Here is a 17,555-nt window from a genome sequence, read left to right on the forward strand (position 1 = left end):
TGTGCGTCAAAATTGTCTTCCCGTCCTGTCGTCGTCATATCGTCACTGCTTAGATCCTCATTTTGCTTTCAACCGTACTCAATAGGGGAAGTAGTCTCACAATCGAATAGAGAGAATCTCAAGACATCTATTTTTCCGCTCGAATAAAGTACTCCTCGCCCCGTTGGTGTATTGTTTCGACTGTAAACCCATAATCCGTTAGCGCCCTTCTAACGTCGTCCTCATTCGCATTATACTCCCCAATAAAGGTTGGATGTACTTCGCAATATACTAACCGGCACTCGGGCCGTGAGAGCGTCTCTGAAAGACCATGAATGGTGTCCACTTCTGCACCTTCCACGTCAATTTTGACAACGGTTGGTGGTGGTACCTCGCCTGCCTCCACTAATTCATCACCACGTTTCAATATGACTTGCTCTGTTCCACTCTTGGAAAGTTGTGCAACCCCATCCGTCGAAAATCTCGCCTTTCCTGATTTGTTTGAAAGTGCTTCTTGTCGTATCTCTGCATGTAAGCTGTTACGTGTGAGATTTGCGTTAATCTGAACGGCTTTTTGCTCACGTGGTTCAAAAGTAACGACCTGCCCCTCCGAAATCGCCTTTGCGGCAAAACAGGTGTAGCTCCCGATGTATGCGCCAATATCATAAAAGACATCTTCTGGCTTTAAGCGAGAGAGCAAGTCATCTAAAACGGGACGTTCGTCGACAAGTGTCCTATAGTGTCGGTAGTCATCCGCATTTGTTGCATAAAAGTTCAACTTGACGTCCCTAACTTGCTGTGTGTATCTTCCACCACTGAAGCGAAAGAGAAGCTGCCAGTATACTTCTGAAAGCGTCGATTGGAGGCCAAGGTGGTTTATGATTGATTGTATCGGTGGTGTGGCAAGCACACGTCGTCCAGCTCGTAACACCTTAACTGGGAAGTTGGTAGAAGACATCGTTTCATATTGGATTCTCAGCCGATTTTAAAAAACTTCTGGGTTAAATAGTGAGTGGTACCGGTAGAATTCTCTTTGGATTATCAAACCCTCCCGAGAGGTAATTAATCACTTTTAGGATCTGATTCATGCTGCCTGATTACCGATATGGCGAGAATCGGTAAACAACCGAAAAAGGATATTGCTATTGTTCGGAATAACCATCTTATTCTCGTATTCGATATCGTAGTTGTTGCACTCCGCTATGTAATAGTCGGGATCATTAACGTTATCCCATTGCCAACTAAGCCGTTGACGTACGTAGCGTGTTTGTTGCCGTAGTCTATCTTTAAACGGCGAGCGTGAATCGCGTTCGCTTAGTGACGTAACTACCGTCAGTTGCATGGCCAAAACTCAAACGCTTAGTACACACCGTGACGTGCCTAATATAATGAGTTACGTTGGCTTCCGGCACTTGCACGGAAGTACGAGACGCGCTGAAATCAGCGTCCTGAATATTTCGGGGCGTCGGTTCCCACAATCGGATGGAACACGGTTCATCGGATGCGGGGTTCGCGTCGTTCGCAAGCACGGTAAACCGCCCCCCTGGGCGGCTAAGTGTGACCGAACCGCCTTCGACCGCGAGGTTGACGCCTTGGGTGAGAGCCGCCCGGTGAAATCGGGCGGCGGTGACACGCTTGGTGATGGGAGCACCCGTGGCAGTGCCACAGGACGCTTTTGGAAGAGTGGTGGCGTGAAACCCGCGCTTTGACGCCGAAAGAGACAGTCCTAAAACCTGCTCGGTAGCGGGCCGGGTTTCCTCCTGTGTGGGGAAGTCCCGTTGTTTAGGATGGGGGGGATGTCACTGAGCAGACGTCGTCGTCAATGTGGTTGTTGCTATTGTCGGAAACGATGAAGTTGTCGTACTTAATGAAGTTGTAGTAGTGCTCAATGGGGTTGTAGTCCTGCTAGACTGTGTCGTCGATCCAGTGCCTGGTGCTTCGGTCGTTGAATTACTACTAGATGTCATTGTAGTCGTAGGACTAGTTGTAGATGGCTGGGTAGTTGTTTCCGATGTGGTTGTGGATGGTTGAGTTGTACTAGTTGTGGGCGGTTGGGTCGTAGTTGTGGATGGTTGTGTCGTACTGGTTGTAGATGGTTGAGTAGTAACTTCTGATGTTGTTGTGGGCGGTTGGGTCGTACTGGTTGTGGATGGCTGAGTAGTTTCTTCCGGTGTCGTCGATGGTTGGGTCGTACTTGATGTCTCTGTCGGCTCCGCAGTTTCTTCAGGTGGTGTCGTGGATGGTGGTCTTGTTGTACTCTCTGGTGGCTTTGTCTCCTCAGCAGTCGTGGCTGGAGGGGTCGTACTGGTGATTGTATCAGTGGCTGTCGTGTTCGTTGGTGGTTGTGTAGTCGGTGCTGGATCGGAACTGCCGCCGAGCCCTCCTAATCCGGGGTTAAGGAATGCGTATCCAATACCCGAAATAAAGAGTAGGATTCCGGCGACAATCATCATTTTCTGTATTGAATCGGATGACATTGTATCGTTGTTGGCGTTTGCTTGAAGTGTTTCGGCACGAGAGCCGACTGGTTCAGGGAACGAAGACAGCGTATTGAGGACTTCACAGACTCCCAGCGCACCCATTGCAAAGGCGAAGAATAGAAACACAATGAAGCCAAGTGGTGGGACGAGTACAAGTGAAAGCGGTACTTCGATTCCAAAGAGTTCTGGTCGGACGTCAAGAAATTGTGCTAAGACAAAGATAGGTGGTGCGGAGAGAACTGTTGTTGCAATAACCCGGCCGAGTCGGGCATCTGACAAGGGGTCAAACCCAATTCTTCGTGCACTCCATAAATGGAAGACAAACATCGAACCATATCCCATGCTGGTAGCAATTGCCGCTCCGTGCATTCCAAAGCGAGGAATAAGAATGAGATTGAGAATTAGATTTATACCTGCCGCAACTCCCGTGGCGATGATTGGATATTTCAGATTACCCTTTCCTTGTGCTATCGCAAGGATAGGTCGCGCAACTGCAAAACCAAGCGTCCCTGGCAAGAGAAGCAATAACGGTGTGATCGCTGGTGTAAAATCGGAGCTGAAATACACTGGGACAGCAACATTCGCGAGTGCTGCAAGACCTATTGACATGATACCAGTAAGAAGGAATGTGTATCGCGTCGTTCGTGCCGCCAATTTCGATATTTTCTCCGTTTTGTCGTTCGACCACAATTCAGAAGTTGAGTGGACAAATACCGTCTGAAGTGCCAGTGGAATGAACCAAAGAAACTCAGCAAGCTTTAGTGCAGCTCGGTAATACCCGACTTGTTTGCTCCCTGATATCAATTGGAGCATAAGGATATCGACGTGGTATAGCGACATAAGCAAGAATATTAACACAACAGATAGCGAATTGAACGTAAGCATTGTGCGCCGCGGGAACTTTTCTGGAGTTGTTCGGAAGACTCCTCGCAAGGAGGTCCGTCGTGCGATTATTGTCAGCCCTGCGACCGTGACCACACCCCCAGCCGCGATTTTTCCGGCAAGTGCGCCGTTTACACCAAATCCAAAATGAACGAGTGGAATCGCTACTGCGACGAATGCCAGTTGCTGCAGTACTTTTAGTGGCTCGGAATATCGTTCTAATCCAAACCCCATTAGCGTTCGCCGAGAGTAAGCACGGAATTGATCAGTTATCACAAGAATTGTGAGGACGTAAAAGTACAGCTCGAATCCTGGCCCGAACACTTTTTCGACTAATCCAACCCACGTTGCAAGCGCGAGAACAATCGCTCCAGCTACTGAGAGCGAGAATGCTAGCCGGAAATAAAACCCGACAACATTTTCTTCCCAACAATCCATATCTCGATCTTCGGCAAGGAATTTTCGAACTCCATCAGCGACGCCGGAGCTTACGAGAATCATAAAGAGTGAGAACACCGAGAGAACGGTAGTGTACACACCAACGCCTTCTGGTTGGAGAAGACGGTAAAGTATCGGTGTCGTCAGTAATCCAACGATGAGTGTAAGTACTTTAGTTCCTGCTACCGATAGAACTCCACTTAGAATACTTCTCTGCATATCATCACCACCCTAAGTACCTCTTTTCGTGATCTACTTCTAGTGACACTCATTTCGTAGTTTTTGCTATAGGGGCTTTATTATACACTGACTAGACCGTGCGTTGGATCGAACACCATCGCTACTATCCAGCAAGAGTGTTAGGAACGAATTCTTGGGCTTTGTCCCTTCTCGTACGGTATATTGTGTTTTTAACATCGCTTTGGTGTGACTCATTGTGTTGCGGAGGGTTTGGGGAGCTTGATTTTAGAGCAATAGATACGTTCTTGCTTTCGAAAACTTCTCTGTTTTGTCAACCATATTTTTCAACAACGACCCTTACTATAAGCTTAGTAATTCGGCGTAGAGATGGACAATATCGACACAAACACGCTCCCACGTGAATTGCTTGGCGTGTGCTTCGATTCTATCTCGATTCCAATCTTTACGAAGTGCACGAATTATTGCGTCTGTTAATGCGTCGTGGTCGTCTGGAGTATCAATGAGGAATCCATGATCTTCAGAAGTGACGACTTCCTCGCTTCCACCGTTGATTGTCGAAACAACAGGTGATCCACAGGCCATCGCTTCTAACTGCACGAGACCAAAACTCTCACTATAACTTGGAAGGACGAATGCGTCACAGGCGCTCATCCAGTATTTCAACTTCTCATTAGATACATATCCGAGTAGTTGAACATGGTTTTCTAAATCAAACTCCTCGATTTTTTCTTCAAGTTCGGACTGCATGCCGCCGTGGCCACCAATTGCACATATCACGTCTCCTTCCTGCTCTACGATTTCGGGCATGACATCAACCAGGTGCTGAAATCCTTTTCTCTTTTTCAGATGCCCAAGTGCGAAAAGCAGCTTTGTCTCGCTTTCGATACCAAGTTCCATTTTTGCCTCAGCTTGTGGTACCCTATGTAATCTCTCCTGACTGAAGCCGTTTGGAATATAATACACTGCATCATTGAATTGCTGGAGTGTGTCCTGATCCTGCCGGTTCACACGGACGATGGCATCAGCGTTTTTCCATGTTTGATTTATTTTATCATTTGAGGATTCGAGTTGGTCAACAAATAGATCGTGGTTTTCATGAACTGTGAGAATAGACGGGATTCCTAGCTCGCGTGCGAGAATAGTCCCGACATAGCCTGCAGTCCAGGTCAAATGGCTATGTACCACGTCGAATTCAACAGGAATCTTAGAGACGACCTTTTTTACTCTTCGTGCGTGTTGGTCGCCAAGATATCGCCGGTGCAGGTCAATTGGCAAATAGAGTAATGGTGTGCTAATGACGGTGAGATTTTCTGGTTTATCTTCTTGATTAATCTTCGCATTTTTGCTAAAAGGTTTGGCGTAATCTATTGGGAGGTATTTTGAGATATCTGCAAACCGGTTGTATCGAACGAGGACGTATACTTCGTTGAAATAATCGGCAAGAACATCTACTTGCCCCTTAACAAAGTGATTATAGCTGTGTGAAACAATAAGTAAGTTCTTGTCCCCTAGAGCCTCCAGATTGTGGCTTTGCGGTACATCCCCCATATCCGGTGGTTCGGTAATCTGCGTGTCCGCATCACTCGACATAACTAGAGCAACTTCGTGGTCGATGTTTATTATCGGGTGGCTAAGTATGTCCTCCATTCACATGAATAACAACCATTTGTGACGGAGCAGAACAGAGGCTGGTGAAATTGCTGATATCGCCTTTTGATATTTGCTGGTAGTGGATCCCCTGATTAAGAGGCCGATAATAAAGCATAGAGAAAACGCACATTATGGCAACCAATGCCCCCGACTGTGAGCGTGATCGTGCCAACATACAATCGGGCACACTCGCTGCCTCGAACCATTGAAAGCGTTCTTTCCCAGACACTTGAAGATATAGAACTCATCATCGTTGATGATGCATCTGACGATAATACAACAGAGGTCGTTGCGTCGTATGACGATGACCGAATCCGCTTTTATAAACACGAAGAAAATCAGGGCGCAAGTGCCGCACGTAACACAGGGATTGAGCACGCAGAGGGACAGTACATGGCGTTTCTCGATTCAGATGACGTATGGCTCCCGACAAAACTCGAAAAGCAAGTTCTTACTCTTGAATTGCGATCTGATGACTGGGTTGCTGCCTACTGCAAGGCAGAAACGGTCCACCCAAACGGTCAAAATGCGATTGTAAAGTGGGCTACGCAGCTTATTTCACGACGAAATAAAACTGAAGGTGCAGAGGGTGGAAAAGAACTCATCGGTTCGGTCCTTGATGATACTCTTCACACAAGTGCCGGATCTTCTCTAATTGTAAAAAGTGATATTGTAAGGGAAATTGATGGTTTTGACGAGTCATTTAACCGCTTTCAGGATCCTGAATTTCTCATTCGTGTGCTTAAACAGGGTAAACTCGCATGCGTCAATGAAACTCTTCTCCTTAGATACGAAACTGGTTCCCCTCCAGCAGATTCGGTTGCAAAAGCAGATGATCACTACCTTCGGACCTTTGCTGAGGACGTTAAACGCCTCGAAAAGCAGGGAATAGATGTGACTGGTGCACATAATTATATTCTCTCCAGACAATATTTCAATGAAGGTAAATTTCGGACTGGATTCCGATATCTCAAGCGTTCGAAAAGGCCCGAATTACGGCAGATTCCAGGCTTAATAATGAATCTGTATGCAGGAGCAAGAGCAAATATTGAATGACTATGCAAAAAATCCACTATGCACACTTTTATCTTGCATTGTCAATCTTTTCAACACTTATGTTTAGCTGTACGGTACTCAACCTGGGTCCACTCAAACAGCTCACGACGATTCAATCAACCGGTGTCATCATTGCGCTATTTAGTTTGTTAACACTAGTACAATCGCTAAGAAGTGGTTAGTTACTCTCTATCACTTGAGATTGTTTGTGAAATTGTGAATTTGTTACTTATACAATCCATAATTTAGACTCGTTCAAATCGTACAATCGCCAGACGTAAACGGAATGCAACTAGCCGAAAAAGATTGAGAGGGTCGCTTTATTTATATGGTAGCCCTGTCTGGGTTTTGTCGAAGACAACATGAGCGCTACGACGCAGACTCTCTCTGATAAATCGTCATTGGAAAACGGCGACGAATCATACGAGCTGTCGAAGGACAAAATATTTCATCTCCTGCAAACTCAACGCAGGCGATACGCACTTCGTTATCTCAAAGAACAAGATGGGCCAGTTGAAATGCGCGACCTCGCAGAACAAGTTGCAGCTTGGGAAAACGATACAACGGTACAAGCACTTGCTTCGAATGAGCGCCAGCGAGTATACATCGCACTGTATCAATCCCATTTGCCAAAACTTGACAATGAAGATATTATAGATTATAACCAAAGTCGTGGGATTGTCAAACGCGGCCCACTTGCTGACCAATTTGATCCGTATCTTGAATTGAACGACACAACATCTGATGAATTGTCTGATACGGAGGACAAAATAGATAGCGACCGCTGGTTCAGGTATTATCGTTGGGTGACTGCAATGAGTGCTGGGACGTTTGCCGCCGTCTGGTTGAATGTCCCGATTATCTCATCTGCGCCTATCCAAACTCTCGGTGCAATGACTGTTGGCCTTTACGCATTTATCTCCAGTGCTCAGTTTGCACTACGGTGAATTCCGTATAATAGTTGAACGTACGTTTCACACCTAATTCACCTACAAGTCTGTATCTGTTATAGCGAGTTACATTTAATATCAATATTGGAATAGAAATTTACTACACAATGGTACAAAACAGTTAGATCAATCTCTTATTACTACTCTGTTGTAGTTCGTTTTACGCAGTTAACCGGACGATAATAATGGTAGGGGCCTCAGATATGACTAACACCATGTCGACGGACCTGAGCGAAACTCGAAGCGTCGATGACAGTAAAACGGCAGACACCCGGTGTCGTAATTGTGGATCGTTTGTGACACCACAATTCACCCGTGTTTTCGGAAATAACCAAAACCAGATCTTTGGCTGTTTTGAGTGTATGACTGCGACTGACGTGAAACAAGGGAACGCAAACAATCCTAAGGAAGCCGATCGCGCTCGTGAGAAAATGCGATAATGGCAAAACTGGACCATCTTTCATTTCCTACGTGAAAATACGGGGTGCGGTCGCGTTGTACTACTTGTCTCGTTTTACAACTTCGCCTGGAAGCGTCTTCGCTTCCGTCGAGAGCTTCAGTCCTGGAGTGAGACTTGTATTGATGCCTGTTTTTGCGTTGTCACCGGCAATAACACCGAATTTTCGCCGTTCGGTGGAGACACGGTCACCTTTAACTGTAAACTTGATGTCTGCGTCGTCGTGGCGGAGGTTCGCTACGTTGGTACCTGCACCGAAGTTCACATCTCGCCCGAGGACGCTATCACCAATATACGAAAGATGGCCAACGGTCGCACCTGGAGATAGAATGCTGTTTTTAACTTCGACACTGTGTCCAACTTTCGCTCCTTCGCTGACGAGTGTCGCCCCACGAATGTAGGCATTTGGTCCAATATTGGCACCTTTACGAATCAATGCAGGACCCTCAATAACGACACCCGCCTTCACTGTTGCACCCTCTTCGACAACAACATTCCCTTCGAGAACGGCCTGTTCGCTCACGTCTCCCTGCACGTCACGTTTCAGTTCTGCCAGTTTCCATTCGTTGGCTTCCAGTAGTTCCCACGGTCGTCCGACGTCAAGCCAGCGTTCAACTTCGACTGCAGTAACATCATATTCCGAAATGACGCGCTCGACTACATCTGTAATTTCGAATTCACCACGTTCACTTTCCCCAACATCGAGCCAATCACGTGCCCTTTCTGGGAATACGTATGATCCGGTATTCGCGAGGTCAGTTGGTGGGTCATCTGGCTTTTCTACAATATCGGTTACATAGTTTCCATCCGTTGAGATCACACCATAATTCGAGGGATCTTCAACTCGGTACGTTCCTACGCTTGGTCCATTACTTAAGAGGCGTTTTACAGCAGCCGTATCATAGAGATTGTCACCGTTGAGTACAGCAAATGGTCCATTGATATGATGTTGTGCTGCACGAACAGCATCAGCCGTACCACGTTGTTCCTCTTGGACGGCGTATTTGACGGGAACTCCAGCGTACTCTGTGCCGAAATATTCGCGAACTGTGTCTGCTTCATAGCCAACGACGAGAACGATCTCTTCAGCCCCAGCTTCGATAGCAGCTCGTGTCGTATGAGCGACGAGTGGTTCATTTGCAACCGGCAACATTGGTTTCGGAACCGACCCGGAGAGTGGTCTCATTCGCGTCCCTTCACCCGCCGCAAGAACAATTGCCTGCATATCAGTACATTTCGATAGAAGAGGTATAATTATTCACGGGCTAACCAACCAACTATTGCCATTATAATTCAAGAAATTGCCAATCTATTCATTATCAAAATGATGTCTATTGATACTGCCATTAGAATGAAATAAACAGCCGCTTTCATCGAGGCCAATTTTATTCTGACGACGAGAAACCTTGTCATTATTTATAGAGGATCACCCGCAAATAGTTTGTCTCTATTCACTTTGCAGACAGTCTTCTCTAACAACCAGTGAACGATATAAACCGAGCAAACTATTCGGCTAATTCGCAATTTTAGTGGTTCATTAGTGGATACAACGGTATGAAACCGTAATCCCTCTTTTTGACTGTAGAAGACATAGGGTTAGACAGAATGAGTACGACTGAAAGCCGCCATAAGGTTTCTACTTTGGTTGATGCGTTTGTTGGTCTTAAGGTCGATGATCCCCTCCAAATCACAGTAAGTGATATATCTATTGACTGCCATGTTCACGATATTGATCGAACGGACGATCGATATACTCTTCTATTGAAGACGTTCTCTGGTGATTTCCTTCGCATCGAAACTCAATGGGCACGGGGGTGGCTTGATCCGCAAGTAGATCGACTCAAACCCGTTGCAGAAGAGCGCCAACCACTTGGTGAATTACAGAGTATTGAAGTGAACTAAATCAAAAATCGGGTTTTAAATCTATTAGTTGTATATGTTTATAATTAGCGAAGCACAACCTAAACGGTAGAAAAGATACCGTCATTGTATGGATACACGTCCTAGTTGTTCCGTTAATAGTTTATTTACTGACTGAGGATTGGAAATATTTGAAAAAACGAGATCCATCGTTCCAGATCCGGCAGTATATACGGTGACGTCTCCGTAATCAAATATTCGCTCAATTAGGGATTGAGTGCAAGCCGTATTCTGTATTCGATCAAGTCGTATTTGTGTGACGTCTGTAGAAATAATGCCACGCTTGTGGTATATCTCTTCGGTTGTGAGAACATACCATTCGAAACGCCATCGGAGAATCGACGGTAAGGCAATGACACATCCGACCAATATGAAAATCACCCCAAGCCACCGTGCTTGTCCAAGAATGTTGCTCCCAGTTAGCCCTATACCAAGGAGAATTACGATGAATCCAGCTGTTATAACCGGTAAAATGCGATAAATGCTTTGATGGCCCATCCAAAGTACTTCTTCTTCAGGTGTGAGATGAAGCCATGACGCATCGGAGTTTTTCTCCATCGTATTTCGAAAAGAGGAACGCGAGTGACTTACACTTTGTTTCAATAGAATGCCAATTTGTCGTCGGTAGTCGATGAAGACCTATGAATCTGCGGCTTTTTCAGATTTTGTTATCTGATTTTGCATAGAGTTCAAGAGAAAGATAATGAGAGCAAGAAATTCCACTATTATAACAATAATAATCGTAGCTCAGTTTGCCCTTAGACCTAAATTTATCAACATAACTGTGGTTTGAAAATTTGCGCTTTTGAGAATGGACATCACAATTCATACCAGCAGACACGGCTTTGCTAATCCGGAGCTAACTCCTCACAAGAGAGCTATGACCGTACTACGGATTGCAATTGCCCAACAGAACTACACTGTGGGAGATGTGGCGGGAAATACCAAAAAGATAGTGTCGGCTGTCCAGCGTGCACGTGAACAAAATGCTGGCCTTATTGTGTTTTCAGAACTTGCCCTTGTTGGTTATCCACCACAAGATCTGATCAAACGTGAATCATTTGTTAATGACCAGCGTAATGCTCTCGACCAAATTGCGGAGGAAGCAACTGATATCACCGCACTTGTAGGGTTCGTGGCAGGCAACCCACACGAATACGGCAAACCAGTTCGGAACTCGGTTGCAGTATGTCGAGATGGCAATATCGTTAGTCAAATCGGAAAACGACTGCTTCCAACCTACGACGTGTTCGATGAAGACCGATATTTCGACTCGGTAGATCGTCAACCAGTTATCTCATTCCCTGGGCCCGGTGCTACTCTTAATTTGGGCGTGAGTATTTGTGAGGATGCATGGAATGAACCCGACATATGGGAGCGACCAGCATATGACGTAGACCCAATTGATGATCTAGTAAGGGGCGGGGCCGACTTGCTGATCAACTGTTCTGCGAGCCCCTTCTATGGTGGCAAGGGACAGTTTCGAGACAAACTATTCAGTGCACACGCTACCGACCACAAAAAGTGGCTCATTTTCGTGAACCAAGTTGGAGCAAACGACGAACTGATATTTGATGGGCGGTCGTTCATCATCTCTCCAGACGGAACCATTGTCTGTCGACTTGCAGCGTTCAAGGAGGATTTCACTGTGTATGACCTGCCACTTACCAAAAATTCATCCAACGAGAGCACCATCTCTGACGACCCCAAAAAGGGTCCCAACGAAATTCGGAAGGCACTCGAACTTGGTATTCGCGATTATCTCCACAAATCCGGATTCAAACAGGTACTTGTGGGCCTTTCGGGTGGTATCGACTCATCAGTAACTGCGTCGCTTGCCGTTGAAGCTCTTGGGGCGGATAACGTCCTTGGGGTCGCGATGGCTACTAGATACACTAGCAACGAAAGCAAGGTTGACGCCCGTACTCTCGCTTCAAATCTTGATATCGACTTTATCGATGCACCTATTGAGAATATCTTCGAATCGTTTGAATCTGCACTCAACCCTATCTTCGATGCTACCTCGGAAGTCGCGGAGGAGAACATACAGGCGAGAGTTCGCGGGACGACACTTATGGCAATCGCCAACGAACAAAATAGGCTTCTCCTCGCAACTAGCAACCGGAGCGAACTCGCAGTCGGTTACTGTACCCTCTATGGTGACATGTGCGGCGCACTCGCGCCACTCGCTGATTGCCCGAAAACACTCGTATACGAACTCGCGGAAATAATAAATGAACGTGGGACAGTCATTCCACAGCGTGTTATCGACAAACCACCTTCTGCTGAACTTCGTGCCGACCAAACCGACGAGGACGACCTGCCACCCTACAAAATCCTCGATTCGATTTTGGCGGGGTACATCGATGCTGGCAAAACTGCCGACGAATTAGTCGAATCAGGGCATAACCGTGAAACAGTTCGGCGAGTGCTTTCGATGCTCCATCGATCAGAGTACAAGCGATTTCAGGCCCCCCCTGTTTTGAAGGTGTCCCCGAAAGCGTTCGGTATCGGGTGGCGGTATCCATTGGCGGCCGAGAATGAGAACCTTCTCCCGAAGTAACAACGGAGCGAACCATCATCGGTGATTTTTGGTGTGGTACAGTTTCGCCTACCGATGATACTCTACTGTAGGAGATAGCCTGTTAGTATGAATGATGCGTAAGGTGCAGTACAGCAGTTTTCTATCTGGGCCAAAACTATCAAGAAAATTGCTATCAAATATCGAAAACAGTGACGAAAACTCCGCCAAACGATTCGAGAGATACTCGAAGCAATGGATCCCTAGCGTTGGTTCGGCGAATTACTGAAACTGTGAGACGGTAGCATCGAAGTGTAACTGAGGATTTTTGCAACACTGTTAGCTGAAATAACCCGTCTACTGAAATGACCCATGTAACTCACCCTTTATCGCTTCCACACGCGCTCGATTAACCTTGATATGTATTGTGCTAACGTTAGCCCAAACATCAGTCCAATGAGGCCGAGACCACACGACAATATCAACGTAGAAGAAAGGTCCCCAGTCATCGTGGAAAAACGGTCGGAATTAGAAATACCGTAGTTTCGATCCCTATTGGAGGCTTTTCCGTCGTTCGAACTTCTGACGTCACCGGATTCTGAATACCCGCCGAGACCGCTCGTAATATCTTGCAGTTTTGGTGTTGCGGACGTGGTAACATGCTCATTGAGCCACGAGTTCATCGACTGTTCTGCGACATTCGCGACGATAGCTCGGAAGTCGGCGTATGAAATTGGTCCCTTGTGAGCATTCATACGTTCGAAGACGTCGAACAGACTTCGGTCTCCGTCAGTCGCTTTTCGAATCTTCGCGTCCAACGCCCACAGCGCGTAGGCACCTCGGTAGTACGGCACTTCGTTGCTCGCCCATGTGTTCGACTTGGATAGCACCGATTCGTCGAACCCGTTCCTAGTAAGCATCTGTGCAACGTCTGATTTCGACGTTCGCCCCTGTTCCATCGTCAAATTGGATGCGAAGTAGGCGGCACTGGCTTCGCGGAACCACGCCATTCTATCTCCGAGTTTGAACGACTGTCGCGTATGGACGTATTCATGAAGCCAGAGATTTTGCGGGTCGGAGAGGTGTGCATCCTCATGTACCCAGATTTCGTCGTGAGACGGCGAGGCGTACCCACCGCGCCAACTGGGATCCGGCAGGACGAACGCGAGCACTTTGTCTGGTGACTCACCCGGCAGACGCTTGCTCGCTGAGGTGAGCGATTTGAATACTTTGCCGGGCGAATCGGAAGGTGATGCCCCGTCGACGACGATCATCCGAAATCGCTGGCCATCCGCGTGGTGAGTGTGCTCTTTGTACGCACCAATGTAGGTGAACGCTGAGCCAAGCACACCGCGATCAGCGAACTTAATCGTTGCATCGGGATAATCGTTCTCAAGCGGATGTCGGTACTTCCACTCATCATCTCCCGACGGCATCCAGGCAACCGTCAGTCGTGGAGTCGGTGCGAGTATCCACCTGTCGGTGGACGTGAACTCTCGACCGTTCCCTTCGTCTATATCGGTAGTAACTGTAACTGACGGTGATTCGGTTTCGCCATTCCAGCGAAGCGCGTGCTCACTGTTCTTCGTTTCGCCGGTAACAAAGCCTTCCGAGGACACTATGTTTCCAGTGTAGTTAATCAGCCAGAATGATTTGGTATTCTGAAAATTTTCAAAAATAAGCCGATATTGAACCGTAGTCGAGTCACCAGCAGTCCGTTCGATCGAAATGGAGACGTTCGGAGGCTCCCCCTTGGATTGCGCCATCGCTGGCGGCGCGAGTGTGCTTGAGACGAGTAAACACACTACTACAACCGATACTGTCTTCATGGAGCCTCGAATCTCAAGCGTCATCAAAACAGATGGTGATTCGGATCCGCTTTATTATATGTCACCTGAATAATGGAGCGGGAATTACAGGACGGCCAGACTGTTTCTCAACGAAACCGTACTATCAACCTGCGACGGGTCCATCGTAGTATCACCACATCGAATTGTGTAAATCGTCGTATCCGGACCACTCGCTCGATATTCTTCGTCGGGCTTGACACCCAACCTCGGTTATTAAAGTGAAATGTATCGTCCTCATGATCCAAAAGGCTCAGATCGGTCAGGTGGTCAGTAACGTCGCCATTTCCATTATCATGTATATCGAGACTGTGGTCTCGAATCAGTGTGATCGGCGAACAGGCACCTATCTGTAACAGCACGCGGACCGGTAGTACCGCGCGAATTCCCATCGTAGGCTTCGGCAATTGACACAAGTTTGTGAACTTCGATGGTTTGAGGATTTGAACGCTATTGCGGAGCCGGAAGATAGCCAAATGTAAATCAGTTGCCTCCGAAATGCCGCATATGGATACCTTCGAGAGTCTAAAAGGATTTTATGACCGCTACCCAGCAGAGTGGTCGGCGTGGCGCGAACTCGTGGACACCGTTGAGGAGACGGGTAGGGAGTTTGGGTTTCGCGAAATCGATGCACCGAGCGTGGAACCTACCGACCTATTTAGGGTAAAGTCTGGAGAAGACATCGTCGAGGAGACCTACAGTTTCGAAGACAAGGGTGGGCGTGAAGTGACACTCATCCCAGAACAGACACCGACTCGGGCTCGACTGGTCCAACAACGTAAGGACTTGGGAGCCCCCATTAAATGGTTTGACACATCCAAACGCTGGCGTTACGAGGCGGTACAGAGAGGTCGTGACCGTGAGTTCTTCCAGACCGACTTCGACATTTTTGGCGTCGAATCCGTGGAGGCGGACGGGGAAATCATCGCCTGTGCTAGTACCATCTTCAAAAAGCTCGGTGTTGCTGATTCAGTTGAGTTTAAACTTAATGACCGTCAGCTGCTCGATGCATTGCTCCGAGGAATCGGCGTCGGCGAGAGCAAGGACGTAATGCGCGTCATTGACAAGAAGGAGAAAATTAGCCGCGATGAGTTCCTCGCCAAACTTGAAGCCGAGGGGGTTGACCGGGCAACTGCCGAGGAAATCGACGAACTAACCGCCATCAGTGGCGAGATGGAGAGCGCGCTGGTCGAACTCTCGGACAAAGCCCCCGAAAACGAGGCTGCGAACGAGGCAATCGACCGAATGCACGGCCTCTACGACGTACTGTCAGCTTATGGCGTCGAATCGATGTGTTCGTTCGACCTCTCTATCGTTCGAGGGATGGATTACTACACCGGTCTCGTATTTGAGGCGTTTGCCACCGAAAGTGACCTCCGTGCCTTGTTTGGCGGTGGTCGCTACGACGAACTCATCGGGCAGTTCGGTGGCCAAGACGTTCCAGCAATCGGATTTGCGTTCGGCTACTCGCCGACGATGCAATTGCTGAAGGAACTCGACGAATGGCCGGAGGAAGCGATTTCGACCGACGCCTATGTTCTGACGATTTCTGACTCCGTACGCGAAATCGGACTGGAGTATGCGATGGAACTCCGTCGTGGTGGACTGAAAGTCGAAACTGACCTCACCGACCGAAGTGTTGGGGAGCAGTTCGGCTACGCCGACCGCATCAACGCGGAATACACTATCGTCGTCGGCGAGCGAGACTTGAACGAGGGTGTCGTGACGGTACAGAACATGGAATCAGGCGAGGAAGAAAAGGTTCCAAAAGATGAGGTCGTAGAGCACGTCCTTAAAATCCTGCCGCGTTAATAATTAAATTCCTTCTATTGGCTGAAAACTACGGCCCAAAGGTGAACTCCAGCAAACAACCGGTTCATACAACTAAAATATAGCATACGGAGTCTATTTCTAGTCATGATGTTCAGTGATCAACTATTAGCTGACCGCGAAACACTCTGAGAACCGCAAAAGACACCATCCGTTCGGAATTTCACACGCGATTCTCGTGGACGTGTTAGAATTACATTGGAAGTTCGCCGAAGAATACGGCATTTCGTGACTGGAGCTCCAAGGAGTGACGAAAGCTCCGACCTGTGTCGCGTACACGTATTTCCTCCTCCGGGCGGCCTACAAGGGATCGATCGCCGAACTTGCTGCGGTGATATATCCCTTTGGCTTGGGCGATCTCTACATTGTGGACCATATGAAGACAATGCCAAGTCCGTTGACCATCAGTACACACTCTTCATTCAAGAGTTACACCAGCGACGGGATTCGTGAATCGACTGCGTGGATGCGCACGCTCGTAAATCAATGCGCCGAATCATTCTCCGGTGAACGCGACGCTATGCGAAAATGTTTTTTAACAGTACGCGCCTCGAAACGGCGTTTTAGGGAATATTCTACGATAGGGGAAGACATGGAAATGAACTCGATAACGACCCACGCAAACTAATAAAGGCAAAAAACCACTCAAACTAGTAATACTATCAGAATGAGATATAAAGCCAAAACAGTCCAGGCTATTTAAACTGTCTGGTGCGAATCGTCACTCGTTTGTTTTATTCACTTTCACCTAACGGTAACTATGCCTATCGTAGGAATACCGGCCTCTGCAAAGGTCATACGTTGAAGCTGATTCTTTTCACTTTCACTCTGGATAAGACTAGATGTTTTGAGGAAAATAATCGTAAGCTATCGCATGAGTGTACATGAAATCGATACGCCGATGGCGAAATGGCGGTACACCTGTCCTAACGGACATACCAGTTGGGAACCAACCAACAGCCACTTCTGGTGTCATCAGTGTAGTCGACTTCCCGACATTGATGCAGAATTCTGGAAACTCCGCGATAGAAAAACTGGCGAGGAAGTCCGTCGCGAGAAGGTGGTTCTCGATGGGTAAAGCAGACCGGCTCGACAACGATAGCGACCAGATCTATCGAAAGCAAATGGTCTGGAAGCCGAAGTCGAATTCGAGTCGATACGTGAACTGTCGAAATCCAGCGTGTAAAAACAAACACGTTACACCGAAGTTCGTTCGGACGTTCGGAGCTGATGGGGTTGTCCATGCATGCCCTGAATGTGCACCCTGGGCAGCACTGAAAAGTGGCGCCGCCGCGGACCCGACGTTCGCGCGTCAAACGAATCGAAGACAGTAACGTCACAGCT

General features: G+C 47.6%; 16 protein-coding genes. 10 read left to right on the forward strand and 6 right to left on the reverse strand.

Annotated features, from left to right (window positions below):
- Nucleotides 1-127: 127 nt before the first annotated feature.
- Nucleotides 128-937, reverse strand: coding sequence for an FkbM family methyltransferase (locus tag OOF89_RS18465; protein WP_266081740.1), 810 nt, complete (start codon nucleotides 935-937; stop codon nucleotides 128-130).
- A gap of 430 nt (nucleotides 938-1,367) precedes the next feature.
- On the opposite strand from OOF89_RS18465, the gene OOF89_RS18470 reads away from it, so the two are divergent.
- Complete coding sequence (locus OOF89_RS18470; protein WP_266081742.1) at nucleotides 1,368-1,688, forward strand: hypothetical protein; 321 nt, start codon at nucleotides 1,368-1,370, stop codon at nucleotides 1,686-1,688.
- 90 nt (nucleotides 1,689-1,778) lie between these two features.
- Here the strand turns inward: OOF89_RS18470 and OOF89_RS18475 are convergent, their stop codons facing one another.
- Both OOF89_RS18475 and OOF89_RS18480 read right to left on the reverse strand, forming a co-directional pair.
- Nucleotides 1,779-3,998, reverse strand: coding sequence for an oligosaccharide flippase family protein (locus OOF89_RS18475; protein WP_328517200.1), 2,220 nt, complete (start codon nucleotides 3,996-3,998; stop codon nucleotides 1,779-1,781).
- Nucleotides 3,999-4,319: 321 nt separating this feature from the next.
- Entirely contained in the window at nucleotides 4,320-5,570 is a 1,251-nt protein-coding gene (locus OOF89_RS18480) for a glycosyltransferase (protein WP_266081744.1), read from the reverse strand.
- 213 nt (nucleotides 5,571-5,783) lie between these two features.
- Between OOF89_RS18480 and OOF89_RS18485 the strand changes: the two genes are divergently transcribed.
- The 3 genes from OOF89_RS18485 to OOF89_RS24800 all read left to right on the forward strand — a co-directional run bounded on the left by OOF89_RS18485 (nucleotide 5,784) and on the right by OOF89_RS24800 (nucleotide 8,076).
- Nucleotides 5,784-6,686 (forward strand): glycosyltransferase family 2 protein, encoded by a 903-nt coding sequence (locus OOF89_RS18485; RefSeq protein WP_328517201.1) that lies wholly within the window; start codon nucleotides 5,784-5,786, stop codon nucleotides 6,684-6,686.
- Nucleotides 6,687-7,048: 362 nt separating this feature from the next.
- Nucleotides 7,049-7,633 (forward strand): DUF7344 domain-containing protein, encoded by a 585-nt coding sequence (locus tag OOF89_RS18490; RefSeq protein ID WP_266081748.1) that lies wholly within the window; start codon nucleotides 7,049-7,051, stop codon nucleotides 7,631-7,633.
- Nucleotides 7,634-7,851: 218 nt separating this feature from the next.
- Entirely contained in the window at nucleotides 7,852-8,076 is a 225-nt protein-coding gene (locus OOF89_RS24800) for a DUF7563 family protein (RefSeq protein ID WP_456071295.1), read from the forward strand.
- 60 nt (nucleotides 8,077-8,136) lie between these two features.
- On the opposite strand, the gene glmU is transcribed toward OOF89_RS24800, so the two are convergent.
- Nucleotides 8,137-9,318, reverse strand: a complete 1,182-nt coding sequence (gene glmU, locus OOF89_RS18495) for a bifunctional sugar-1-phosphate nucleotidylyltransferase/acetyltransferase (protein WP_266081750.1) — start codon at nucleotides 9,316-9,318, stop codon at nucleotides 8,137-8,139.
- A gap of 380 nt (nucleotides 9,319-9,698) precedes the next feature.
- Between glmU and OOF89_RS18500 the strand changes: the two genes are divergently transcribed.
- On the forward strand, nucleotides 9,699-9,995 hold the full coding sequence (locus OOF89_RS18500) for a hypothetical protein (protein ID WP_266081752.1): 297 nt from the start codon (nucleotides 9,699-9,701) through the stop codon (nucleotides 9,993-9,995).
- A gap of 81 nt (nucleotides 9,996-10,076) precedes the next feature.
- Here the strand turns inward: OOF89_RS18500 and OOF89_RS18505 are convergent, their stop codons facing one another.
- Entirely contained in the window at nucleotides 10,077-10,571 is a 495-nt protein-coding gene (locus OOF89_RS18505) for a PH domain-containing protein (protein ID WP_328517202.1), read from the reverse strand.
- A 322-nt stretch (nucleotides 10,572-10,893) separates the two neighbouring features.
- On the opposite strand from OOF89_RS18505, the gene OOF89_RS18510 reads away from it, so the two are divergent.
- Nucleotides 10,894-12,576 (forward strand): NAD+ synthase, encoded by a 1,683-nt coding sequence (locus tag OOF89_RS18510; RefSeq protein WP_266081754.1) that lies wholly within the window; start codon nucleotides 10,894-10,896, stop codon nucleotides 12,574-12,576.
- Between the two features lie 344 nt (nucleotides 12,577-12,920).
- Here OOF89_RS18510 and OOF89_RS18515 read toward each other — a convergent pair whose 3' ends face one another.
- Nucleotides 12,921-14,153, reverse strand: coding sequence for a glycyl aminopeptidase (locus OOF89_RS18515; RefSeq protein ID WP_266081756.1), 1,233 nt, complete (start codon nucleotides 14,151-14,153; stop codon nucleotides 12,921-12,923).
- Nucleotides 14,154-14,888: 735 nt separating this feature from the next.
- Between OOF89_RS18515 and hisS the strand changes: the two genes are divergently transcribed.
- The 4 genes from hisS to OOF89_RS24805 all read left to right on the forward strand — a co-directional run bounded on the left by hisS (nucleotide 14,889) and on the right by OOF89_RS24805 (nucleotide 17,545).
- Nucleotides 14,889-16,193 carry a histidine--tRNA ligase gene (gene hisS / locus OOF89_RS18520; RefSeq protein ID WP_266081758.1) on the forward strand — a complete coding sequence of 435 codons (1,305 nt, stop codon included), beginning with the start codon at nucleotides 14,889-14,891 and terminating at the stop codon, nucleotides 16,191-16,193.
- A gap of 265 nt (nucleotides 16,194-16,458) precedes the next feature.
- On the forward strand, nucleotides 16,459-16,839 hold the full coding sequence (locus OOF89_RS24645; RefSeq protein ID WP_407661658.1) for a thiaminase II/PqqC family protein: 381 nt from the start codon (nucleotides 16,459-16,461) through the stop codon (nucleotides 16,837-16,839).
- A 246-nt stretch (nucleotides 16,840-17,085) separates the two neighbouring features.
- Nucleotides 17,086-17,289: a hypothetical protein gene (locus tag OOF89_RS18525; protein ID WP_266081760.1), complete on the forward strand. Its 204-nt coding sequence runs from the start codon at nucleotides 17,086-17,088 to the stop codon at nucleotides 17,287-17,289.
- A gap of 46 nt (nucleotides 17,290-17,335) precedes the next feature.
- Nucleotides 17,336-17,545, forward strand: a complete 210-nt coding sequence (locus OOF89_RS24805; protein ID WP_456071296.1) for a DUF7563 family protein — start codon at nucleotides 17,336-17,338, stop codon at nucleotides 17,543-17,545.
- Nucleotides 17,546-17,555: the final 10 nt, after the last annotated feature.

This window comes from Haladaptatus caseinilyticus, assembly GCF_026248685.1.
GTDB classification, from domain to species: Archaea; Halobacteriota; Halobacteria; order Halobacteriales; family Haladaptataceae; genus Haladaptatus; species Haladaptatus caseinilyticus.